Source organism: Capnocytophaga haemolytica (assembly GCF_001553545.1).
GTDB classification, from domain to species: domain Bacteria; phylum Bacteroidota; class Bacteroidia; order Flavobacteriales; family Flavobacteriaceae; genus Capnocytophaga; species Capnocytophaga haemolytica.
Map to the genome: position 1 here is coordinate 1,976,146 of NZ_CP014227.1, position 25,447 is coordinate 2,001,592.

Annotated in this window: 16 protein-coding genes; 7 read left to right on the forward strand and 9 right to left on the reverse strand. The window is 45.6% G+C overall.

What is annotated here, in order from left to right; translation table 11 throughout:
* The first annotated feature begins 20 nt into the window (after positions 1–20).
* The 5 genes from AXF12_RS08895 to guaB all read left to right on the forward strand — a co-directional run bounded on the left by AXF12_RS08895 (position 21) and on the right by guaB (position 5,021).
* Positions 21–476 (forward strand): DUF6934 family protein, encoded by a 456-nt coding sequence (locus tag AXF12_RS08895; RefSeq protein WP_066430392.1) that lies wholly within the window; start codon positions 21–23, stop codon positions 474–476.
* A gap of 2 nt (positions 477–478) precedes the next feature.
* Positions 479–673, forward strand: a complete 195-nt coding sequence (locus AXF12_RS08900) for a hypothetical protein (RefSeq protein WP_066430393.1) — start codon at positions 479–481, stop codon at positions 671–673.
* 56 nt (positions 674–729) lie between these two features.
* Positions 730–2,925, forward strand: coding sequence for a RelA/SpoT family protein (locus AXF12_RS08905; protein WP_066430395.1), 2,196 nt, complete (start codon positions 730–732; stop codon positions 2,923–2,925).
* 5 nt (positions 2,926–2,930) lie between these two features.
* Positions 2,931–3,461 carry an RNA methyltransferase gene (locus tag AXF12_RS08910; RefSeq protein WP_066430397.1) on the forward strand — a complete coding sequence of 177 codons (531 nt, stop codon included), beginning with the start codon at positions 2,931–2,933 and terminating at the stop codon, positions 3,459–3,461.
* A gap of 90 nt (positions 3,462–3,551) precedes the next feature.
* Complete coding sequence (guaB, locus tag AXF12_RS08915) at positions 3,552–5,021, forward strand: IMP dehydrogenase (RefSeq protein ID WP_066430398.1); 1,470 nt, start codon at positions 3,552–3,554, stop codon at positions 5,019–5,021.
* 170 nt (positions 5,022–5,191) lie between these two features.
* Here the strand turns inward: guaB and AXF12_RS12130 are convergent, their stop codons facing one another.
* The 4 genes from AXF12_RS12130 to AXF12_RS08930 form a co-directional block, all read right to left on the reverse strand.
* Positions 5,192–5,410 carry a hypothetical protein gene (locus tag AXF12_RS12130; RefSeq protein WP_143325024.1) on the reverse strand — a complete coding sequence of 73 codons (219 nt, stop codon included), beginning with the start codon at positions 5,408–5,410 and terminating at the stop codon, positions 5,192–5,194.
* 200 nt (positions 5,411–5,610) lie between these two features.
* On the reverse strand, positions 5,611–17,268 hold the full coding sequence (locus AXF12_RS08920) for a T9SS type B sorting domain-containing protein (protein WP_066430402.1): 11,658 nt from the start codon (positions 17,266–17,268) through the stop codon (positions 5,611–5,613).
* A 315-nt stretch (positions 17,269–17,583) separates the two neighbouring features.
* On the reverse strand, positions 17,584–18,492 hold the full coding sequence (locus tag AXF12_RS08925; RefSeq protein WP_066430404.1) for a bifunctional metallophosphatase/5'-nucleotidase: 909 nt from the start codon (positions 18,490–18,492) through the stop codon (positions 17,584–17,586).
* A 4-nt stretch (positions 18,493–18,496) separates the two neighbouring features.
* Complete coding sequence (locus AXF12_RS08930; protein ID WP_066430406.1) at positions 18,497–19,279, reverse strand: 5'-nucleotidase C-terminal domain-containing protein; 783 nt, start codon at positions 19,277–19,279, stop codon at positions 18,497–18,499.
* 63 nt (positions 19,280–19,342) lie between these two features.
* Here AXF12_RS08930 and AXF12_RS08935 point away from each other — a divergent pair, with 63 nt between their 5' ends.
* Together AXF12_RS08935 and dapA are read left to right on the forward strand one after the other, a co-directional pair.
* Positions 19,343–19,861, forward strand: a complete 519-nt coding sequence (locus AXF12_RS08935; protein ID WP_231909912.1) for a DUF6913 domain-containing protein — start codon at positions 19,343–19,345, stop codon at positions 19,859–19,861.
* Between the two features lie 3 nt (positions 19,862–19,864).
* Positions 19,865–20,734: a 4-hydroxy-tetrahydrodipicolinate synthase gene (dapA, locus tag AXF12_RS08940; protein WP_066430410.1), complete on the forward strand. Its 870-nt coding sequence runs from the start codon at positions 19,865–19,867 to the stop codon at positions 20,732–20,734.
* 229 nt (positions 20,735–20,963) lie between these two features.
* Here the strand turns inward: dapA and AXF12_RS08945 are convergent, their stop codons facing one another.
* From AXF12_RS08945 to AXF12_RS08965, 5 genes are all read right to left on the reverse strand, one after another.
* On the reverse strand, positions 20,964–22,658 hold the full coding sequence (locus AXF12_RS08945) for a L,D-transpeptidase family protein (protein WP_066431933.1): 1,695 nt from the start codon (positions 22,656–22,658) through the stop codon (positions 20,964–20,966).
* Between the two features lie 190 nt (positions 22,659–22,848).
* Positions 22,849–23,289, reverse strand: a complete 441-nt coding sequence (locus AXF12_RS08950; protein WP_066430411.1) for a hypothetical protein — start codon at positions 23,287–23,289, stop codon at positions 22,849–22,851.
* Between the two features lie 16 nt (positions 23,290–23,305).
* Positions 23,306–23,890, reverse strand: a complete 585-nt coding sequence (gene nadD, locus AXF12_RS08955) for a nicotinate (nicotinamide) nucleotide adenylyltransferase (protein WP_066430413.1) — start codon at positions 23,888–23,890, stop codon at positions 23,306–23,308.
* Entirely contained in the window at positions 23,890–24,453 is a 564-nt protein-coding gene (gene gmk, locus AXF12_RS08960; protein WP_066430416.1) for a guanylate kinase, read from the reverse strand. The genes nadD and gmk overlap by 1 nt, the downstream gene beginning before the upstream one ends.
* A 23-nt stretch (positions 24,454–24,476) precedes the next feature.
* Entirely contained in the window at positions 24,477–25,328 is an 852-nt protein-coding gene (locus AXF12_RS08965; protein WP_066430419.1) for a YicC family protein, read from the reverse strand.
* Positions 25,329–25,447 lie beyond the last annotated feature (119 nt).

The following is a 25,447-nucleotide window of genomic DNA, read 5'->3' on the forward strand; positions in this document are numbered from 1 at the left end:
TTAAAAACTAATTGATTACTATGTCAAACTATGAAAGATACGATTACACTACTCAGGAAGGATACTTTGCCTTTAAATTTGAAAGTGTAGGAAGAAATGGCATTATCAAAAAACTTGTTGAGTATGTACAATTAGGAGAGTTTGAACTGGGAAAAATTTATAACTTAGGATTTGGAGATTATAACGAAGAAACAGGAGAAGTAGACGACAAAATAGTATCTGACAACGGAGATATGACAAAAGTACTCGCTACAGTAGCAGCTACTTTATATGTATTCACAGAACATTATCCTGACGCTATTGTATATGCAGAAGGAAGCAGTAAATCTCGGACTCGCCTATACCGTTGGAATATTGCTAAGAACTTAGAAGAGTTGAAACAAGACTTTTATGTGTTTGGAGTGATACGAAATATAGGCTATGAAGAATTTATAAAAGATAAGAACTACGATGGTTTTTTTGTAAAAAGAAAATAGATATGAGAACAAGCAAAACAAACAGCATTGACCTTTCCAATGAAAGGTTTGACGAGAGCTTAAATAAAATCAAAGGAAAAACGATGTTTCCCGAGAAAGCCAAAAGAGCTACGGAGACTCTCAAAAGCATTAACTTTTCACTTGATACTTTCAATAAGTCTATCAAGAAGAAAGAGCAGGAAGCAATTAGTTTGTAGCGAACCACTAACCACAAAGGGCGGCTCCCCGCTCCCCCCTAAAAGCTAATAACACTATGACTGAAATGACCCCAGAGGAGGAAAACAAAGCATTAGCGCAGGCTTACAAGGACCTGCTGCGCATCAGCTACCAAACCCTTACCGAGGACGACGCCAAACTCATCCGTCTGGCGTTCGACACTGCCATTGACGCCCACAAAGGGCAACGCAGGCGTAGTGGCGAGGCGTATGTTTTCCACCCGATAGCCGTCGCCAAGATAGTCGCCGAGCAGATCGGGCTGGACGCCATTGCTATCGCCGCAGCCCTCCTCCACGACGTGGTCGAGGACACTGCTTACACCTCGGAAGATATGGAGAGACTCTTCGGAAAAACTGTCGCGCACATAGTCGATGGGCTTACTAAGATCTCACATCTTACCAAGGAGAATGACATATCGCTGCAAGCCGAGAACTTCCGCAAATTGCTCCTGACAATGAACGACGACGTGCGCGTGATACTTATAAAGATCGCAGACCGCCTCCATAATATGCAGACGATGGGTTCGATGGCGGAGCACAAACAAGTGAAAATCGCCTCCGAAACCCTCTACATCTACGCACCTATAGCGCATCGCATCGGGCTATATAATATTAAGACCGAACTCGAGGACTTGGCACTTAAATACATCAATCCGGAGCAGTATCAAAGCATACTTAGCAAGATGGAAGAATCGCGCGAGGAGCAGCAAGAATACATTAAAGCCTTCTCCGACATCGTCGCCACCTCGCTCAACCAGCAGCGCATCTCCTACTACATCAAGGGGCGTCCGAAATCTATCTATTCCATCTACCGAAAAATGGAGGCGCAGGGGGTCAGCTTTGAGGAAGTCTACGACAAATTCGCCATCCGCATCATCTACAAGTGCGAACCCGAAGAAGAAAAGTTTCTGGCGTGGAAAATCTATTCGATAGTTACCGACCACTTCCGCCCAAACCCCACGCGACTACGCGATTGGATCTCCTCACCAAAGTCCACAGGCTACGAAGCACTACATATCACCGTAATGGGACCCAAGGGTAAGTGGGTCGAAGTACAGATACGAAGCGAACGAATGCACGAGATCGCCGAGAAAGGGTACGCTGCACACTTCAAATACAAACACGGCAACCAAAGCGAAGAAGGGATCGAGACGTGGCTGAACCGTTTGCAGGAGATCTTCGAGAATAGCGACACCAACGCAGTCGATTTCGTGGAGGACTTCAAGCTGAACCTCTACTCCAAAGAAATTTTCGTCTTTACCCCCAATGGGGAAATCAAGTCGCTGCCCAAAGGCGCCACAGCCCTCGACTTTGCCTTCGCTATTCACACAGGCGTGGGGATGAAAACCCGCGGGGCTAAGGTGAACCATCGCCTCGTACCCCTGAACTACGTGCTGAAAAGCGGCGACACAGTCGAAATCATCACAGCCGAAGGAGCGAAACCCACCAAAAACTGGCTCAACTACGCTACCACAGCACGGGCTCGCACCAAAATAAAATCCGCCCTCAAAGAAGAGGTAAAGGCAGTGGCTGCCGACGGAAAAGAACAGCTCGTTCGAAAGCTTAAACAGCTCAAAATAAATCTTACGGAAGAGGTTATGAACGACTTGGTGGCTTACTTCAAAACCAAGACAAGCCTCGACATATACTATCAAACGGGCACAGGAGAAATCAACAGCCAAATGCTCAAAGAGTTCGCCTCCGAGCGCGCCTCGCTCGCGGCAGCCGCTAAGGCGAAAGCCGCGAAAAAACCCGTCGAGGAGTTTACCTACGCCCCCGACAAGCACTACGACAGTATCGTTTTTGGTAAAGAAGAGGAAACCCTCGACTACACCTTTTCAAAATGCTGCAATCCCATACCGGGAGACCCTATATTCGGATTTGTGACTATCAATGAAGGGGTGAAGGTTCATAAGAAAACTTGCCCCAACGCCGTGTCAATGCAAGCGAACTACGCCTACCGAATTATCCCCGCCAAGTGGGTGAGGCAGGACGAGCGCGATTTCAAAGTCTCACTACGAATCAGCGGCTTGGATCGCGAGGGAATCTTTGCGGATATATCCGCCGCAATCAGCGGAAACAAGTACATCAAACTCACTAATATCAAAATCGATACGGAAGGGGACGTATTCACAGGCAAGGTATCGGTCTCCATCAACAATAACGCGACCCTGAAAAAGCTAATGCAGGACATCAAAGCCATTAAAGGGGTCGACAAAGTAACGCGACTATAAAACCTATGCGAAAGTTAGCCAATAGCGAGTTGCACCGCTTGGATGTGCAGCACTTTAAAAGCGCGCCAAAAACCCCGTTGGTGGTCGTCTTGGACAACGTGCGCAGCCTCAACAATGTCGGTTCGGTGTTTCGCACTGCGGACGCGTTCCGCATCGAAAAGCTGGTGCTATGTGGCATCACCGCGACGCCCCCCAACAAAGAAATCCACAAGACCGCCTTGGGGGCTGAAGAGAGCGTCGCTTGGGAGTATGCCCCCGACACCCTATCGGCAGTGCGCGCCCTACAATCCACGGGGGTGTGTGCCATAGCCGTTGAGCAAGCTGAGGGCGCCACAATGCTCACCGACTTGCACCTCGAACGCGGCAAAACCTACGCCCTTGTGTTCGGCAACGAGGTGAAGGGGGTCGCCCAAGAGGTCGTTTCCGCCTGCGACAACACCGTTGAAATCCCCCAATACGGCACCAAGCACTCGCTCAACGTCGCGGTAAGTGCGGGCGTGGTGATCTGGGAATGCTTCAAGCAGTTGCACACCTAAGCCAACGATCTACGGCGAGGTTTCCCCATAGAAAATATTTCCCCCCACAACTATAATTCATCATTTAAAAACTATATTACACATATCAAAATGGAATTTCAGGATAAAATCATCAGCGAGGGACTCACCTACGACGACGTCCTTCTCATTCCCAACTACTCGGAAGTGTTGCCGCGCGAAGTGAGCATCACATCCAAGTTCAGCAGAAACATCACCCTAAACGTGCCCGTGATTTCCGCCGCTATGGACACCGTCACCGAAGCCGATATGGCCATCGCAATGGCACGCGAAGGGGGCATCGGCGTTTTGCACAAGAATATGACTATTGAGCAACAGGCCGCCCAAATTCGCAAAGTAAAGCGCGCAGAGAGTGGAATGATTATCGACCCCATCACGCTGCCCCTCAACGCTACGGTGGGGCAAGCCCAACAAAGTATGAGGGAGAATCATATAGGTGGGATCCCCATCGTGGATAATGCTGGCATCCTAAAAGGTATTGTTACCAACCGCGACCTGCGTTTCGAGCAAGACCCCAATCGCCCGATAGTGGAAGTAATGACTTCGAAAAACTTGGTTACCACCAATGAGGGCACCTCGATGAAAGAAGCTGAGAAGATACTCCAACGCTCGAAAATCGAGAAACTACCTGTTGTGGACAAGTCCTACAAGCTCGTAGGGCTTATCACCTTTCGCGATATAGCCAACCTGCAGGAGAAGTCGGCAGCAAATAAAGACCATTTGGGGCGTCTGCGGGTAGCGGCAGCCTTGGGCGTAACTTCCGACGCGGTAGCACGTGCCGAAGCACTCGTGGCCGCAGGGGTGGATGCAGTGGTGATCGATACGGCGCACGGGCATACGCAAGGCGTGGTAAGCGTTCTTAAGGCAGTGAAAGGCGCCTTTGCCGATCTCGACGTGGTAGTCGGCAATATTGCCACCGCCGAAGCCGCACGCTACTTGGTAGCCAACGGCGCGGACGGGGTGAAAGTAGGTATCGGGCCTGGATCCATCTGCACTACACGCGTAGTCGCTGGTGTGGGTTACCCCCAACTCTCAGCGGTGATGAACGTAGCGGGAGCGTTGAGGGGCAGTCAAGTGCCCGTGATTGCCGACGGCGGTATTCGCTACACGGGAGACATCGTGAAGGCTATCGCCGCGGGAGCTGACAGCGTGATGCTCGGCTCTATGTTAGCTGGCACCAAGGAATCGCCTGGGGAGACCATCATATATGAGGGACGTAAATACAAATCGTATCGGGGGATGGGATCAGTAGAGGCGATGACCAAAGGAAGTAAGGACAGGTATTTCCAAGATGTGGAAGACGACGTCAAGAAACTCGTTCCTGAGGGCATCGTAGGGCGGGTGGCTTACAAAGGTGAGCTGCAAGAGAGTATGCATCAGTTCATTGGCGGACTGAGAGCTGGGATGGGCTATTGTGGGGCTAAGGACATCGCCACGCTACAATCGGTGGGCACGTTCGTACGTATTACCTCCAGCGGAATCACTGAGAGTCATCCCCACAACATAACGATAACGAAAGAAGCACCTAATTATTCGCGATAATCCCCTATAGCGAACACCTACAAATAAATGCGCTGCGAGAGAATCTCTCGCAGCGCATTCTTTTTAATGACAAAAAATTAAAACAAGCTGTTATAAAGAATACCAGCTTTTACTTTTTATTCATAACGTTCTCTAACCGTTGAAACCTCACCAATATTTTTGGTTACCCATTAACGTACCGTTGAACCTTCCAAAACACTTTTTGAGTAACCGTCCCCATACCGTTGAACCCTCCCCAACAATTTCTGACTAAGTATTCCCATACCTTTGATAGGTCGCCAACATTTTTGGGTAGGCGTCCCCATACCGTTGATGTATTCAAAATAATTTTGGGTAGATATTCTCATATAGTTGATGTCTTCAAAATAATTTTGGGTAGGCGTTCTCATATAGTTGATGCGTTGAAAACAGATTGTAACAACATTTCCACAGTTATAGACTTCTTACAAATATTTATTGTCTTTCTATCAGTGATATGGTGCTATCTCCAAAATAAAATGTAGTTAAATAGAAAATCTGCTGACAGGTTAGCCAGCAGATTTTCATAAGACAATTATTTAAATTAATTACATAGCCGTAATTTGTTGGCTTAACGATACAGTGTAAAGTTGCCGTAGAACTCACGTTTGTCGTAGAGTTCGTCGTTCAATTCTACGATGTACCAGTAGTCGCCCGAAGGCATCTCTTTGCCGTCGTACTTACCGTCCCAACCTTCACCAGGCTTCAACGTCTTGAGGCGACGTCCATAACGATCGTAAATATGGATTCGAGTATTCATATTATTCTCGACGTTTTCTGGTTTCCAAGTGTCGTTCTCGCCGTCTCCGTTCGGAGTAAAGTTGTTCGGGATGAAAAGGTCGATGTACGGCTGCTCGATAGTCATCGTGCGCGTGCAACCTTCGGCGTCTTCGACCTTCACTTCGATGATCTTGATGTGAACATCGCCGACTACACGCTCAGGATCTCTTGGGCGCAGTTTATACACAGGGTTTCCATCCTGACTTACTCCGTTGAAGTAGTAAGTGTATCCTTTAACTGCGGTCGTGATTCCGCCAGTAGCCTTCACCTCTATGGTGTTCATCGTAGTGTTACTTACTTGGGTGAGTGCCAATGCCGTCATTGTCACCACGGAGAAGTCTTTGGTGGAAGTACATACCCCTGTAAGTGGCGCCACAGCTGTGTAAGTAACCTCTATCGTTTGCGATCTTACGCCACGGTTATAGTTGTCGATGTAGGCAATGTTGCCGACGGTTCGAGTGAACGTTGTGGCGGGACCTCCATTGAGGCTGTAGGTGATGTTGGTAAAGTCGATGTTCTTATTCCTAAAGCTTACCACCAAGAAATCTTTGAAATTGTTGGTGTTCGCCTCGCAGGTTCCTTCCTGCTCAACGTAATTGATGGCAATATCAGGGAATTCCTGTACGGTAAACGATAGGGTTCGGGTCATCGTACACTTGTTGGTATCAACAATCACTACTTGGTAGAAGGTTCCTGCTGGTGTTGGAGACAAGTTGTCAAACAGTTCGGACGAGCCCGCAGCCACGCCTGTGTGGCCAGTGGTTATCTTCTGCTTGGTATCTGCCCTTATGATGTCGACAGTGTAGCTGCCCGTACCGCCCGCGATGTTGTGTACCACCACCGAGCCGTTGTTGGTGCCGTAGCAAGTGTAGAACGACGAAGCCGTAGTGTTGATATCTGCCGTGATAGGCGTTGGATTATCAAACTGATAAGTGCCTGCTAAGGTGATCGAGCAGTTCTTAGCATCAACGATATCGATGCGGTAAGTGCCTGGCTCGATGCCTGTGAACTCAGCGTGGTCGTCGTTGGTTGCCACAGGTGGGAGCTGGCTGCCCGTAGCTGATGTGCGTACCAAAATGTAGTGGTAAGGTCTTGTGCCACCTTGTACGCCTTCTATCCTCAGCTTGCCGTCCTTAGCATCCACACAAGTGATCGACTGTGTCGTTACCGAGATGGTGCTGGTGTTGATGCCGTTGTACGGATCAATGGTCACTGAAAGTGTCCCCGTTACTTGTGTACAGCCCAGCGCATCTTTGATGGTGATATTATACGTACCTGCGTCTAAGCCGCCGAACTCTACGCCAGGCGAACCCGTAGTGACGTCGCTCTGGGTATGTGCTACACCCGTTGCAGCGTTAGTAAGGGTGATGGTGTACGTTTCTTGGCCACCTACCACATATACTGAGGCTACACCGTTCTGATTAGCGCAATCCACGGAAACTTTCTGTTTGGCTTCGATCTTCATCTCGGCTGGGTTGCTTGGGATGGTGAACCTTGTAGCAGGGATGTTGCATCCTACGCCACTAACGGTTGCCACGATGTCATACGAGCCTCCTTTGAGCTGACCAGTGATGGTGGTGACATTTCCTGCCACAGTGCCTGTAAGCGGCGTCATCGATGGATTGCTTACCGATGTGATGGTGTAAGTAAATCCATTGGTGCTTTGGTCGCCATTAGAAAGGTCTTTATCAACCACTCTCAAAGTGATCGCGCCGAAGTCGTTGTGACATTGTGCACGCACTGGGTTGAGCGCTTCCACCTCGAAGGTGTTAGGATTCTTCACTTGGTAGACACCTGTAATAGAGCAGCCTGTCTTCTCATTGACTACTTCGATGGTGTAATTACCCACTGGCAAGCCCTTAGCACCTGTCAGGTTGATAGTCGTAGCGCTTACTGTCCTCACCTCGGAGTAGCCGTTGTTGCTACTGATCATAAACCTGAGCGGCGTACCTGCGATATAGGTAGGCGCTACGTTGGCTGTGATGGTTACTTCTTCTAACTGCGAGCAAGTAATCGATTGCGTGCTGGTAACACTTACGGTCTTCAATTCGAATGCTGGGGCTACCGTCACGCTCTTCGTATTGGTCGTACAAGCGCCTGAGGCATCCTTGACAGTCACGTAGAAGGTTCCACCGTTAAGGTCAGTAAGGGTGTATTCAGTGCCTGTACCCACGAGCGTACCACCTTTGTAGAACTCAGTAATGTAAGGCGCCTTACCACCTTTGATTTTCGCAGTGTCGACAGTGATCTTAGGCATTGCCATAGCTCCTGCTCCTGCGCATTCGTATTGTGTGGCAGTAATCACACCTTCTTCTAAGGTGAGTGGCTCTGCTGAGTATAGTACCTTGGTTACTAACGCCTCGCAACCTGTTGCTGCCGAAGTTACCTTGATGGTGTATTCCACGCCGATAACTGTGCCGTGCAAGTTATTGAAGGTTGCTTGGTGCGAAGCCGAAGTACTTGGAGCCATCGGTAGGGTAAAGCCTGCAAGCGGAGTGCCTGTGGTGTTATCTACCGCATTAGTGATCTGGAAGGTGTAACTATCGGCATCGGTAGGCATTGTTATTTGAATGCTTCCCGTACCTGCTACGCCTAAGCCTAAGTTACATTGCTCGTCAGTACCATCTACTACGGCATCTGCAACATTTGGCTGAACAGGATCTCTGAGTTCCACTTCCTTAACGATTGGGCAATTTTCTGTTTCGCTGTCGTACAAGCTGATGCGGTATCTGCCTTCGGTAGCTGGTGCTGCTATTGGGATGATACCCCCTGCTGGCAGGGCAACATCTTGATAAAGCGTTTCTGTTGGGTTAGAGCCGTTGTCCAAACGTTCTAATGTAAATTTATAGTTGCCTGTACCTCCTGTGGCTGCTACGGTAATCTGTGCCGTAGGTGCCGCACAAGTTTTCACCTTGGTGACGGTAGCCGTAGCCGTGATGAGCGTTGTAGTGGTAAAGGTAATTGTATCGGCACAGCCGTTAACATCTTTTACTACTACGGTATGGCTTACCACTGGGGTTACTTTAAGTTCGAAGGCACGGTTTGCTTCTGTCCATACGATAGGCTGATCGGCAGCACCATCTAAACTGTAATAGTGTGAGCCTTGACCTACTTGGCTGAGAGTGATCTTCACTGGTACTAAGCCTGAAGGATCGCCGTAAGCCTCGCACATCATCGCTGTAGCACTCACTACATCAGGTGTAAGTTCTTTACCGATAACTACATTTGCCATCTGGCGACAACCGTAAGCATCCTCTACATATACATCCCAAGTGCCATCAGGCATATTGATGTACTGCGATTGTGTAGTAGTGCGGGTCATCACACTTGGCGTATAAGGTGCACCTGAAGCTACCCAACCGTAGGTATAGGTTGCTGTACCACCTTCAATATTGAGCCAAGCCTTACCAAGGGTATTGCAAGTAGCCTTGTCGAACGCCTTCATCTGTACCTTCAACTGTACGGCTGACTTCTTCACATCGAAGTGGTAAGCGTTGGTACAGTTGCTTGGTGACTCAGTAAAGACTATATAATAGCTACCTGCTGCCAAATTACTTGGGGTGGTATGTGCCGCTGTCAGTGGTGCTGGCACATTGCCCACGCCACCTGCTACTATATTATTGGTATTCTTATCGTAGATAGACCACGAAACTCCTGTAGTGCCTGCCTGCAAGCCGCTCAATGTGTAGGTCACCTTACCATCATTAGCCCCCGCACAAGTAGTATTGCTGCTAGTAGCGTTGATCACTAAGGTCGACTTAGTAGCCACTGGCATTGTAGCCTCTTGAGTATAGCGACACTTCGTATCGGCATTGTACATCACAAAGGTGTATTTTACACCAGGGATAAGGTTTAGTATCTCAGCTTCTAATCCGCCGCCTGCTGTCTGACCTTTGTACCAAGTATCAACACCACCCGCGATCACGGTGTTGTTGGTAGTAAGTACGTTGCCGTGAGGTGGCGTTACAGGGTTCTGCAAGCCTGCACGGTATACAGTGAAGTATACGTTGGAAGTAAGAGATACATTTGCGGTACCTGCTGAGATTCCTACGAACATACTGTTGGTAGTCGCACAACTGTTTTGTGGGTTTGCACGGAAGGTCATTGTAGCTACATTAGGGTTCACTATAAGATCCGTATGGGTTTCGCAACCATTGGCATCAACTACTGTGATACTGTAAGTACCGTAGTTCAAGCCTGTGAATGGCACGTCAAAGCCTGAAGCCTGTGTAGGTATATTCTGCGTCTTGACACCACCAAAGGTCTTATTCTCAATAGTAACCTCATAAGGTGCCTTACCACCACTGATCAGTTTCACAGCGATATCGGCATCGTTAGATGCACAGCCTATCTCCTTAGTAACTCTCGCACTTATCTGAAGCATTGGGTCGCTACCGATAGTGAAGGTTTGCGTCATCACACAGCCGCGGTCGTCAGTGATGCGGAGTGTGTAGGTACCTGCTGCTAAGGCTGTAGCGCTTTGTACCGCTCCACCACCGTCGAGCACCTCTACAGTATGCGACTGTGTACCTACGTGGTAATCTGACTTAGTAAGCTGCAATTCCCCGTTGGCTTTGCCACAAGTAGCGTTCTTAGTGCGGAGCGCTCCTATGGTAAGACGTGGTGGATCGGATTGCAGGGTTACAAAGTTCTCAGCCTTACACTCTGAACCGTCAGGCTGGTAAGTCACTTGGAACCTGAATTGTGTAGTACCTACCGCCGTAGTATTATAAGTTGCTGTGCTTGGGTGGGTTGCTATATTTGTCCACGTCAAGCCGTTATCAGTACTTACCCTAAAGGTCTTCGCCATTGTAGTAATACCGCCCTTGGCTGTAAGGGTATAGCTTACTGGCGTACCTTTACAGCTTGCGTACTGCTGTGAGGTAGGCGATACAGTGAGCTCAAGCACATCGTATATCTCGGTGCTTACCGTAGTAGTACAGCCGAAGCCGTCGGTTACTACAAAGGTATGTGCCCCTGCTGCTAAATCCTCAGGGAAGGTATAGCTATTACCTGCAAATACGTAGTTGTTCAAGCCGCCTACGCGTTTTACAGAATAGTTGCCATTACCGCTCAGTACGTTGATAAGCACTTGCTTTTGAGCACCTGTCGCGTAGCAATAGCTCAATGGCTCAGCAGTAGCAGAAAGGATTGCTTTATCCTTAATTTCAAAAGTGGTAGTGGTAGCACAGTTATTGCTATCGGTTACCGTTAGGGTGTAAACCCCTGCCGCTAAACCAGTAGCATCTACTGGGTTCACACTTGGTCCTGCATTGCCTGTTACAGGCCCTGTCCAGTTGTATTTGTAGCCTGTAGAAGCTGGTGTACCACCGCTGGCTGACAAACGAACAACTGCAGTACCTGCTGCAAAGCAAGTTACCTTTTGCGTTTGCACTACCTTAGGCGTGATAGCTGAAGGCTCGCCTACTTTATAGCCGTTGTTAAGGGCAACCACACAGGCAGGGTTGGTAGCATCTTGTACGGCAAGAGTACCTGTTTGGGTAGCCGACAAGCCTGTTACAGTAAATACCCCTTGTGCATTAAGGGTTGTGGTACTCCAAGTGGCTTGGAGAGGGTCAATGCTGTACTTAATGCTGTTAGAGCTTGGGTTTACCACCCTTACAAGCATTGTACCATCATTACCGCCGTGGCAAGTAGGTGGCGTTGGTGTGCCATACGCCTCTAAACGCATTTCCTTACCACGCTCTATATTGATGATCTTCTCTACTTTATTTTCGCAATAACGTGTAGGCTGACTTACTGCAATGTTATCTAACATATAAGTGAAAGATGTAGCCCCCATAACAGTAGAGGAGATCTTGATGCGTACCTTATTATCAGTGATACCTGCCATTTCTGCGGCTGTAAAATTGAATTCTTTCTTAGTCCAGCCGTTCAAATAAGCATTACCATATAATCCTGATATATTCTTACTTGTAATAAATGTCCCATCGGATTTATAAAGTCCTGCTGAAAGGTTAAAGGAAGAAGCCGAAGTATGATTATAAGCTGATATATCAAAACTAATCTTCAATGGTTGATTCGGTTGTATATTATCTATATCCTTATTATAAGATAATTGCGAATCATAGTAAGCATATCTACCTCCTGTAGGATCTGTAAAGTTGATACTTCCAAGTGAAGTAGAAACGACTTTTACTATTACATCTGATATTGCCTTTTGTGGTAATACATCCAAATCAACTCCTTTGCCAAAATCTTCTCTAAATATTGCATTATAAGCAGCATTGGTAGATACTGCCTCATAGTATACTGTTAAAGTATGGGTACCAGGGGTCAACTCACGGGTAAAGGTAGTACCTGTAAGGGTCTGGCGTGGGTCGCTGTCAATAGTATACTCGTAGGTTTGGCTTGCAGTGGTGTTGGTTATGGTCACCGTTACCACCCCGCTGCCCGTGTCGCACCTATAGGTAGGTACACTCACATCAACAGTAGGCTCTACATTAGGGGTCATCACCACTGAAAGTTCTACCCTACAACCATTATTATCTTTCACATATACAGTGCCTGAGCTACCCATATAGCCTATGTTAGCAGCTCCATAGTTAGCTTCGCCATCAAAGCTATAGGTGTAAGGAGGGGTGCCACCGTGTACATTAGTAACTGCCACCTTGTACATCTTAGGTGTTCGGGTACTGCACGACTTGTCCTCTAATATAGTTACATAAGCTTTTAATGGGTCTTTAGGGGGTGCTATGGTAATAGGCTTCTTGGTGTAGGTACACATCGTACCCCCTACTGGGGCAAGTATCTCTACCTCGTAGGTACCTGCTGCAAGGCCTGTAAAGAGTCCACCGCTGCTTGTTTTATAAGCGGTAGTGGTGCTACGGGTACCGTCAGCCTTTAATTGGTAGAGGTTTACGGTACGGTTCTGGTTAGGCACATCAAATATCACATTGATATTACCTGCGTTCGGACTGCTTTCGCACTTGATCTCTTGTGTAGCCGAGATAGTAAAGCTGTGTGGGCTTGGGGGAGTTACGGTTACAGGGTTAGAGATCGCAAAAGCACCATTTTGGGTATCACCCACGATAAATTTGTATTCGCCCACTTGGGTAATCCCTGGTACATCTGCCTCAGCATAGGTGTCAGTAACCCCTTGGGTAGCTATTGGTGTGTTAGATGGTGCTACAGCCGTTGTGCCATTGGCATAACGTTGTACGCCATCAACCGCCCAAATAAAGAAGCGGTAAGTAGGTTTACCTCCTTCAGCCTCAAAGCGGAAGCGGGCAGTGTTACAATCCTTCCAGCTAATGAACTTAGCCTTCATCGTCATTGTGGTACGCTTCTCTATGGTAAAGTTATCAGTGTACTCACAGTTAGGTATCTGTGGTGAGGTCACCACAATGCGGTAAGTACCTTCTGCCAAGTCTGTAATACGCGTTTCGTTGGTAGTGATATTGAGCGTCTTATAAGGAGAGCCTCCTGATGTGTACACCTTAATATTATAGGTAACCCCAGTACTATTGAGCTGCAACTTCACTGATCCTCGTGAGAAGTTAGTCTCGTGGATAATATCACTCACCGAACCTGATAAGCCATTATTGAATACCTCGAAGTAATAGTACTGAGTACAACCTGCATTGTCAAACTTGAGGCGGTATTTACCCACACTCGAGCTATTGATGGTAAAAGTAGGGTTGCTATGGAGGTCGCCCCAGCAGCCGTCGTTAGTATTTCGGCAGTTAGCTGAGGACTCAGTACAGCTACCATTCCATTTTTGCCATTTGTACTGTGTATTGACATAGCTTACAGTGAGGTTCTTGCTACCGCCGTTGCAGAGGTAGAAGTGGCTTGTCCAGCTGCCATCACCAGCACACTCAGCCCCTACTCCACCTGCTTGTGCACGGATAGGGTCGGTAGTAGTGGATACCGTGTCAAACTGTATGGTCTCAGTGCTTGTAAGGTTGCGACCGTTGCAGTTCTTAGTCTTCACTACGGAGTAAGTGCCTGCTGTGTTAGCACCTATAAACTGGTAAGTAGTTTGTGCAGCATCGAGGGTGCCATTCACATACCACTGATAGCTATCAAAGCCTTGCTCAGCGGTGAGGTTCATTGGGCTACCACAGAACACCTCTTGGCGTGTACAGCCTGAGGTATCAATATTCATAGGGTTAGTGCCTTGCTTTGCCTGTGGTGCTACACTACAAGCAGGAGTGCTGCTACCATAGCTCAAGCTATAAGCTGCCTCGAAGTAGTTACCACAAGGCTTCTGAGCATCAGCACAGCTGCCTTTATGCTTGAGCGGTATCTTGATAACACGCTCAGCTGTGCCTGTGCCCAAAGTAGCTGCAGGGATCGTAATGATATAGCTGTTGGTGCCTGCATTGTAAGAGGCTGTTGGCTCAGCTGAGCCTTGCTTAGCCCCGCTGGTATTGACATTGCCATTACGCTGAATGATAGTAGCATCAGGCAAGGTAACGGTAAGCGAAGCAGCGCCAATAGCTTGTGCACCTGTATTGCGATATCTTATTTCGTAGATAAACTCTTCACCTGGGGTAAGCGCTGTAATAGGTGCTCCCGAGGTATTGGTGTAACGTGCAGAAGCATCCATCTTCAAGGCTGAAGAATTCACAGTAACCGCAAATGAGCAAGTAGCTACATTACCTGCTGGGTCAGTGAAGGTATATACTACAGTAGTTACCCCCACAGGGAATTCATAGCCTGAAGCATAGTTGCGCGAAACAGTTATCGGCTGGCAAGTATCGGTAGCAGTAGGCTCACCCCAGCTTGCCTTAGCACTACACTTGCCTGCAGTGGCTACCAGCGTAATATTAGCAGGGCAGCGCGAAATAGTAGGTGGTGTAGTATCAACAGGTAGGTTGACAGTAACGCGCTTATTGCGAGGAGTTGTAGCCCCACAGCCTACATTAGCACGCATCTGGTACTCTACCTCGAAGGTAGTAGTCTCGCTGATCACCTGCGAGTAAGAGCGACCTGTAGCAATAGGTGTAGAGGTCTTGCGCGTGCCACCAGCAGTAAGCTCAAACCAACGGATATCAAACAAGTTCTCCGACAAACCAACATTGAGTACTGCGTTATCACCTTTACAACGGGGTTGAGAGCTGATGGTTATAGGAGGATTAAAGGCTGCATTGATCTTTACTTCCACATTAGCCCCTGGAGATACTTGACATTGGTGTTGCGCCTGTACAATATATTGTCCATCAGCTAAGTTATTAAATGCCCAAAAAGTATTATCAGGATCAGTAGCCTGTAATGTCTTTGTTCTAAAAATAGTGGTAGGAGCTGATGCCTTATATAAATTAAAGGTGAGTGGGTAAACTACATTTTGCCCCGTAACATCAGCAACAATAATACCTGAACCACTTGAGGCACTACAAGCCGTAGAGGTGATAACGGGCTCAAGTGGATTGGTACGCTTTATTTCAAAAGGCTTTTGTGCACTATGGTTATACACTTTTCCATTTACCCCTACCCCATTAATGGCAGTGGTTTCCAATTGCATAAACAGATCGCCATTAGCCAGTTCGTAATAAAGGTTTTTTACTTTTAAGGCGTACTTTCCTGCCAATATGTTGTTAAACGCACTCTTAGGGTTCTTTATAATCTGCCCTGTTGATATATAAACACCTGGACTACTTTCTTTCATCAACTCAACGTGAACACGATCAGGTATTTTATAAAGGAAACCTACATCATATGTCACTGACCCATTAGAGCAGTTATGGCTTTCACTAAAGGTATCCTTCTGTGTTCTGAGTAGGTTAATATCAATTGTTTGTTGAACAGTATTGTTACAATTATCTTTTATCTCAATGATATATTTACCTGCAGGGAGATCACCCCAACCAAAGCGATTTCGCCCAGAAGCATTAGCAGTCTGCGTAAGTGGGAAAGTAATAGTCTTAGTTTCTGTTTCACCAAAAGGTAAGCGTGTAGCAAAAGAGTATGACGTCTTGCCATCAGCACGCTTGAGGTTTATAGTCAGTGGGAAATTAAATTCAGTAGAAAGGGCCTCAATGACGAAACCTCCTGTACCTTCAAAGACACCTCTTACTTGCTTCAGATCGTCAAAAACTCTATTGAGGGTCGTACTAGCTGGCTTTACATTATATTCTCTTGTACAAATCTCGTAACAGCCATTAGGGTGCCTAAACTTAAATCGATAAGTACCTGCTCCTGATGCGGTGAGGTCAACCACATCACGGCTTACCCAGGTACCTACTGGGCCTACAAACTGACCTGCTGCATTTTTCTTCTCAGCTACAAAGTTTCCATTAGCATAAGCGTATTGGAAATAGTACATATAATTAAGTATAGGAGAGCCTGTTCTCATATCAGTTAAGTCTTTCCTTACAAAATCACGGAACATTTCCCACTTGAGTGTAGGAGTAGTTCCACAGGTATTTACGCTTCTATCCTGTGCTGACATACCAAAGCCACAAGTAGTAGGCTTAAATATTGATTGAGGAAACTCTATCTCGTGAACGATGGTATTTTTTCCACCATTAATAGTAATACGAATCTTATCGCCTGGTTCAAATACATAACCTGTATTATATGTAGAACCACTGAAAGGTGGGTTGAAAGATCCTTTACTTGCTGGGTTAAGATATTCTATTTTAGCTCTATTATTGAAATAAGTATTCACTGCCGTCTTATTAGTTACATCTTCGTCGACAGACTTATTATCCGATTTTCTATCAAGAGTAATACCGAGTTTGTATTTACAATTCAGGTCAGGCTCGAGTGTAGTAAAACGGATTTTTATTTCATAACAGCTTGGTGCTTTCCCGTCAACTGCGGGAATGACTACATCTGTAATTCTGCGTTCCTCACCACATAAAGAGGTAGGACCTCCTTGGTCTTTAACCACCACAACCACTGTTTTATTTGCCTCCAAACGCTCAGAGGCTGTACCTTGAATAGTGATATAATTACTACCTGAAGGACGTGTTTTTGAGACAGGAGCTACCAATTGATGCCCTGCTCCATCTTCAACACTTACCAAGAATGGCCCAATACCCCCCGAAGGAATTTTGAACTGTATCTGCCCATCGTATTGTGCTGCACAAGAGGGGGCTATGGTTTTCAGGTCAGTGATATTCATCAACTTATATGAAGAGTTGATATAGACAGATTTTACCGCTGTGGCTGAACCACTTGGGTCAGTAACGGTAACTGTATACATTCCCTCCGCTAAGTCGTTGAACTGATAGGTAGCTGGTGATCCACTCATCGCTTGATAAGTAGGCGCTCCCTTAGGCTTAGTGAGTTCGACCATATAGCTACCCGAAAGTGCACAACCTGCTGGTGCAGGACTCTTAGGGGTTGCTACCACCTTGAGCGTTGCATCGCTATAGCAAGTACCTGCTGTAGGAGTCAGCTGTACATCAATACACTGCTGAGCGTACCCTACACCCGCTAAAATAAAAAATGAAATTGCAGTAAGAAACCTTTTCATAAGAACACGTAATTAGTGTATATAATTCTCTTAGGTTGCAAATGTATGAAGTTTTTTACAAATCGCAATACCCTCAGGTTGTAAAAAAGTTACAATTACCTTCGAAATCAATTTAATTACCTTAGAAACAATGATTTATAAATGTGTTAAAATAAAGTTAAAGTGTGTAGTAGTGGTAAAAAATACACAATTTATGTAAAATCTGTGAGTCAAAAAGCTAAAAAAGGCTGCTCAAAAATTATGAACAGCCTTTCATTTTTTTAGGGTAAGGTTATCCCTTCGATACGTCTTCGTTACCTATCCGTTGTGACACTCTTACACCTCAATAGCTACGGCTTTATTCTTCACCAATTGCTCTTCCTCAAAGAAGAAATCGATGCGCCCTAAGTTAAGTCCGAAGCAACCTACTTGGTTTACTAAGGTGGTGTTACCTTTTTTATTGGTAACTAAGGTAGGGCGTGGTAGGAAGGTATGCGTATGCCCGCCGATGATCAGGTTGAGGTATGAGGTTTGTTCGGCTACTTTTAGGTCGCTAACTTTATCCTCATTTTTGTACTCATAACCTAAGTGGGAGAGAGCGATGATCAAGTCGCACTTTTCCTCATCGTGGAGCTTGCGTTCCATATCTTGGGCAATGCCAATCGGGTCGAGGTAGACCGTCTCTTTATACATAGCTTTATTTACCAAGCCTTCCAGCTCGATGCCTAAGCCGAAAACACCTACTTTCACCCCGTCGACCATATAGGTTTTGTAAGGTTTGGTATGCCCGTTGAGCAGGGTTTTGCTTACATCGTAATTAGAGATGATAAAATCGAAATCGGCATTAGGTAACTGTGCATAAAGCCCTTCGATGCCATTGTCGAAGTCGTGGTTACCAAAGGTAGCGGCGTCATATTTAAGCATCGACATCAGTTTGAACTCAAGGGCACCACCGTAGAAGTTGAAGTAAGGCGTACCTTGGAAGATGTCGCCTGCGTCAAAGAGCAGTGTGTTAGGGTTTTCCTTGCGTATCTCATTGATGAGCGTTGCGCGCCTTGCTACGCCTCCACGGTCGGGATTGCGTGTATCGGTGGCAGGGAAAGGGTCGATATGGCTGTGCACATCATTGGTGTGCAAGATGGTGATCTGCTTTGCGTGGCTTGGTTTCATTGAGAGGGAGAAGCCGCCCATCCCTACTAAGAGCGAAGTTGCTCCTATATTCTTTAAAAATGTTCTTCTTTCCATCGTGTTATGGTTTATATTCAAATCGGTTGTCTTTTTTAGCTTCTAAGGTGCCTACTTTTTTAAAGTAATCTATTAGTACGTTGCGGGCTAAGTAGCCTGTTTCAAACGCTTCTGCTCCTTTGAAGAAATACATTGCATCGCCGCCGTTCATCAGGTAGTCGGAAGTGGCTACGATGTAGGTAGCGTTGGGGTCGAAGGGCTTGCCGCCGATGGTAAACTCAGTGATTTGCCCATCTTTGGTGATTTGCAAATGTACTTGTTTTGACAGCGGATGTGGCACACGCTTATCAATGAGGTACTGTGCGAGTTCTTTTACTTTCTCGCCTTTCATCGTCAGCACCACAATCTTATTCTCAAAGGGCATCACCTCGTAAGCCGAGCCTACGGTGAGGTTTCCTTTGGGGAGTGAAGTGCGGATACCGCCCCAATTCAGTAGCACAAAGTCGATGTTCTTCCCTGTCTTTTTTGAGTACACAGGGTTGATAATCTCGTAAGTGGCGTCAGCCATAAAATTGCCGATGGCAGCGTTGAGTGATGGCTCATTTCTGTCCTTTGGCAGTTCTACGGGGTTATACGCAAGCACTACGTCCATCTCTTTTTGGACGTGCTCACGGTACGGTTTCACAAAAGCATCTACTTCCGATGCCCCTGCAAGCGCATTTGTGATCTCAATGTTCTTCGCTTTAACCCTTGAGAGCTGAGTTTTTTTAGCTCCACAAGAACTTATAAAACAGACGGTTACAAATGCCAATAAAAAATAAGTCGATAATTTATGCAACTTTCTCATAAAAAATGTTATTGGTTTAAAAATTAATGTTTACCTTTGCAAACACGCAAAATTACAACTATTTTGGAAATAATAAAGAATTATAACATAAAAAATAAAATTCGCAAGAATTTGAAGGTGCTTGAGAGCTATCGAAAACCCGTGAGTGACGAGCTTGTAAAAGTGGGCTGCATCATTGATATGGACGCAGTTAGGAAGGTTGACCCCTTGCTTGAACTGATAAAATTCTACGGTATCCGACCAGAGAATTATATTGTGCTCGGTTACAAAAAAGAGTCGGAGGAAACGCACGCCGATGGCACTCCTTTTCTGATTGATAAAGAAATCAATTGGCAGGGGAAGATACGCAATTATCACGCCGACCGCTTGGCTGAGCAGGAGTACGACCTGCTGATCAACTACTTTAACGAACCTAAGTTACCGCTGCTGCTGCTCTCTTCGTCCATCAGGGCTAAGTTGCGCATTGGCTTTCAAGGGATTGACTTGGTTTACAACGATATTATCATCGCTTGTAATTTGCAAGAGGAGGTGGTCTTTGCCGAGGAGGTGAAGAAGGTGATGAATACCATTATACACAAATAAGATATGAAAAAAATAATTGAAGGAACAGGGGTGGCGTTGGTTACTCCTTTTACGGCAGACAATCGGGTGGACACTGAGGCACTTGTGCGCTTGGTGGACTACGTAAGCACGGAGGGTGTGGAGTTTTTGGTGGCTTTGGGCACTACCAGCGAGGCACCTACGCTCACCGCTGAGGAAAAAGCCTTAGTGCGCGAGACAATCATTAAAGCAAATAAGAAGCAATTGCCTTTGGTGGTAGGCATCGGTGGCAATAATACCCAGAGCGTTATTGACGAAATCAAACGCACTGACCTCTCTGCTTTTGATGCGATACTTTCGGTAGTGCCTTACTACAACAAGCCTTCGCAAGCGGGTATGTATGAGCACTTTGCGGCCATTGCGCGCAGCACTGAGTTACCTATCATTCTCTATAATGTGCCTGGACGTGTGGGGGTAACGATGCAGGCAGAAACGACTTTGCGCTTGGCAAGAGATTTTAAGAATATTGTAGCCATCAAAGAGGCATCGGGCAATATGGTGCTGAATATGCAGCTGTTGCGCGACAAGCCTGAGGGCTTTAGCGTGCTTTCGGGTGATGATATGACGGCTTTGCTCACTACGTATCTTGGTGGGAAAGGAGTCATCTCAGTGATCGCGATGGCTTATCCACGTGAGTTTTCTGAAATGATACGCTTGGCACTCAAGGGCGAAGTAGCGAAAGCCAATGCGCTGCACTACTGCCTGATGAACGCTACAACGCTTGCCTTTAAGGAAGGAAATCCCGCAGGTGTAAAAGCCTTCTTAGCTGAAAGGGGCATTTGCGCACCTTATGTGCGTTTGCCATTGGTAGCAGCTTCAGCAGCACTTACTGATGAGATAAAAGCAACTTTGTAGATAGTTACACCTATATATTATATTTAGCTTCGAGCTTTTAGGGCTAACGCGAGTTTTCCGACTTGTTGTCAATAGGTTAGCATAGTAATATATTTTCTAATCCTCTATTGTAGAGTGAGATAGTTAGTTGAAGTGGATAGTTTTACTGATTATAGAATAGAAAAAGAGCCTGTCTTGAAAAAATTAAGACAGGCTCTTTCTTTATAAAGTTGTTTAAGGAGAGTCTACATTATGAACCGAAGCGTTTTAGTTCTTTAAGTTGCTCACCATCAATACCGTAAATATCATTTTTGAGTTCTATTTCGCCACGGTCGTTTACCTCTGTGGTGTAATAGAGCACATTGATCATATATTTTGTTTTCGGAGTGATGCGGTATTGGTTGTGCTTCTCGTTGGTCATTGCCTCTTTGATTTTGTCTTCCGTCCACTTCACATTTCCCCCTTGATTGCGCAATATAATGCGTGCGAGCTGTGTGGGCTGTTCAAGGCGTATGCACCCGTGGCTCAGGGCTCTATCTTGGCGGGCAAATAAGTATTTGGTAGGGGTATCGTGCAAGTAGATGCTCATACCGTTGTTCAGGGCGAATTTCACCAATCCGAGCGAGTTGCGTTCGGAAGGCTCTTCGATGAAGTAAAAAGAGCGTTTTCTGATGTTGGGGTCAGCCCAATTGACTTGGTTGGGCTCAATTTTTTTGCCGTTTTCAAAGAGGGAATAGCCGCGTTTTTTATAGCGTTCAGGGTCTTCTTTGGATATCATCTCAGGGATCATCTCTTTGTGAATGATGCTCTGCGGCACTGACCAAGTAGGGCGAAACTCCACAAAGCGGATGGAATCAGTGAAGATGGGGGTAGGTGTTTCGGCTTTGCCTACCACGATGCGCATTTGCCCTATCACACTGTTTTTATGATAGATACGCAGTTTGTAATCAGGGATATTTACGATGAGGTAATCGTCGCCTAAGTGGTTGTTGAAAGCACGCATACGCTCAATATTGAGCCATACGATATCCTTTTTGAAGGAAGCGGTCATATTCATTCGGCGTATGGTAGCATCGGTTAGGCGACCGTTTGCCAGCAGTCCCTTATCGCGCTGAAAGCGAATGAGGGTGCGAATGAGTGTACTATCGACCTCCATATCATCGATTTCGGGCTCAGCTTTGTAGCCACGTTGCTCGAGGTTGCGGCGCACTTTTAGCACCACAGGGTCGGTGTAGCCATAGCGAAACAGCTTAGGCTCTTCCATATACACTATTTCCACCGACTCATCAGGGATAGCTTTTAGGGTTTTGTACTTAGCCAGCAATTGTTTGTATTGAGCTGTCTTTGGGTGCAACGCACCAACCACTGTTGCCAGCGCATCGTCATCGCCAATACCCAGCAGTATATTCGGATTGTTTTTTGGTTTGGGTTTTAACCAGATGTGCGTTCCATAGTAAGAACGTGCCAATCGCCCTGAGGTTAAGTGCTTGGTAAAGAGTAGAAAAGAAGCTGTTATTTGTCGGTCGAGAGCTACTTTTTCCTCATCGCTTTTTTCGTTTGTATAAAGGCTATCGACTGCTTTTTTGAGTGTATGTTGCCGATAGGTTTTAGGGTTTAAGCCGTAATTGCTCACACTATCGAGCACAGCCATATATTCAGTAAAAAGGCGTGAAGGCTTATGGGAGAAGAGCCAGCGGGTTTTCATTCCGTTGCGGGTGTAATACTCCTTAGCCTCGCGCTGAATGATGCGCTTGTAATGGCTGTCAGCCACAGGTATCACCTCAAAAGTAATCTGGGCAGTATCCACAGTGAGCGTCTTGGCATTCGCGTAGATTTCTTTGCCATCGACATATTCAGGCTTGGGAGCAGGAGGCTCAGCTTGCTTGCGCTTGCAGCACAGCACTACTGCCAAGAGCCCTAAGAGGACAAAAAGTTTTACCTTCATTTTGTTGTATTTATTGAAAAAAGTCATTGTGAAAGAGAAACCTAAAAGTACATTTCTCTATTAAAATCGCGCAAAGGTAATCATTTTTAGAGATATAAGCGTCATTCCACGAAGAAAAAAATAATGATGCTATAAAATGAATTGATAATAGCCAAATACTACCACAACGGCTGAACTGGGAAAAATCTTCTTACTGAATAATCTTTTTTAACTCTTCGAGAATACTTTGTACCACGACCGTCTTATTTTCCTGTATGATAGGTAGCATTTTCCATTGCCCATCTTCTGAGTATGATACACTTATCTGTGTTGCGGTAACAAGTACACTCGCTTTATATGAAGTGAGCATAAACTCCTTAATTGTATCAATCGGGATAACAAAATCAGGCTGACCAAAAGCTAATTTACCACGTATTTCCCGTCGTTGCATATCTACTTCTAACTTACGCTGCTTATCAGCTACATAGATAAATACTGCCAATGACAGCATAACCACTCCCGCTATCCACAGTTGGATATAGAAGCTAAATACAGTGAATAGTAAAAGTGAAAAAATAAGTATAAAAACCGACTTATTACGTATTTTTGCCTTGTAAAGTGTTCCTTCTTGAGTAAAATAATTATAATCCATATCCTATTTTGCTTATCTATTTATAAAGTGAAGCTCTATCAATATAGTCCCATACTTTCTCAGGAAGTAACGGTTGAACATTACGTCTTTCCCTGATCTCATTGCGTATAAAAGTAGCCGAAAGTTCTATTATTGGTGCCATTACACGAGTAATATGAGGGTGATCAGCAAATTTTTCAGGGATTACTCCTTCTGAAATACGTGGATAGACATATATAGTGTAATTTTCCAGTATATACTCATAATTCTTCCACTTGTGAAGTGTTTTTAGATTGTCTTCCCCCATAATTAGTGAAAAAGTTGCCTCTGGGTATTTTTCTTCTAAGTATAAAAGTGTCTGAACGGTATAGTTAGGCTGAGGCAGGTGAAACTCAATATCCGATGGACGCAATTTATCATAGGGCTCTAAAGCTAGGTGCACCATTTCTAAGCGCTGGTAATTATTGAGTAAAGAGGGCTTCTCTTTCAGCGGATTCTGAGGTGTTACTACCATCCAAAGCTCCTCTATATCAGAGTGCTCCACTAAGTGGTTTGCAATGATAAGATGCCCTATATGAATAGGATTAAACGAACCAAAATACAGACCTATATGCTTTTTCATCAACGTAAAAATTCTTCAACTACTCTCTCTGCTTCCTTCAAAGCATCAGAAAGATGATCATTACGGATAATCACATCAAATTTGTAAGCTACTGCAAGCTCTTGAGCAGCCTTATTTAAACGCATTTGTATCTTCTCTTCACTCTCGGTATGACGCTGACGTAAACGCTCTTCCAAAGCTGCCATACTCGGTGGCTCAACAAAGATAGCTAAACTCTGCTCAGGATATAACTTCTTCACATTGAGTCCTCCCACAACATCTATATCAAACACTACATTCTTACCCAAAGCCCAAAGTCGTTCAACTTCTGAGCGAAGCGTACCATAAAAATTGTCTTTATACACCTCTTCCCATTCCAAAAAAGCTCCCTGAGCTATTTGCTCTTTGAAGGCTTCGACAGTCATAAAATAATAGTCCTTTCCGTGTTCTTCCTTTCCTCGTGGTGCACGCGAAGTAGCTGAAATCGAGAAGGCTAAATTTAGCTGAGGCAGCGATAGTAAATGCCTCATAATAGTAGTCTTCCCACTACCAGAAGGCGCCGACAAGATAACTAACTTATTCATTATTGATATATCTAAAATAAAACCTACAACACATTGAGTACTTGCTCTTTAATCTTCTCAAGCTCATCCTTCATCTGCACTACCAATTGCTGCATCGGTGCAAAGTTAGCCTTCGAACCTAAGGTATTGATTTCACGCCCTATTTCCTGCGAAATAAAGCCTAACTTACGTCCATTCGATTCGTTCATCAAGGTCTCTAAAAAGTAATCTAAGTGCTTCTTCAAGCGGATCTTTTCCTCAGTGATATCCAACTTCTCTAAATAGAAAATAAGCTCTTGCTCAAACCTGTTAGGGTCTACATTCTTTACCTCTATAACCGCTTTTTCCAAGCGTTCACGGATAGAAGCTAAGCGCTCTGCATCAATTAATTGCACCTCAATGAGCAACTGCTGTAGGTTCTCAATACGCAGTGTAAAATCCTTTGCCAGCACTTTGCCTTCCTGCTCGCGGAACGACTGTAAATCCTTAACAGCAATCGCAAGGTGCTCAGCCACTGTGGAAAACTCCTCATCACTTACCTCCTCTATTGAGGTCTGCAACGCATCAGGCATACGTACAGCCATCTTAAGTAGCTCCGTCAGATCGCCCTCTACAATACCCAGCATCTGCTCTATGTACGACTTCACAATAGACTGATTAATCTTAGCAGGAGTCTGATTACCAATATTCTCCACAAAAATATTGAAATCAATCTTACCGCGCTGTAACTGCTCAGCTATAAACTTTCTAAAGTCGAGCTCCTTCTTCCTATACGCCAACGGAATGCGCGTACTTATATCTATCGTTTTGCTATTCAGTGATTTAATCTCAATACTAATATGCTTATCGGCAAGCGACAGCGTGCTTTTCCCAAAGCCTGTCATTGACTGTATCATATAAACTATCCTTTTAAAAATTGCGCAAAGATACACAAAAAAACGTATACACACCAAATTTGTTTCATATTTATACATTTAATCTAATAAATAGCGAACAAAAACCGAGCTAAAAAACC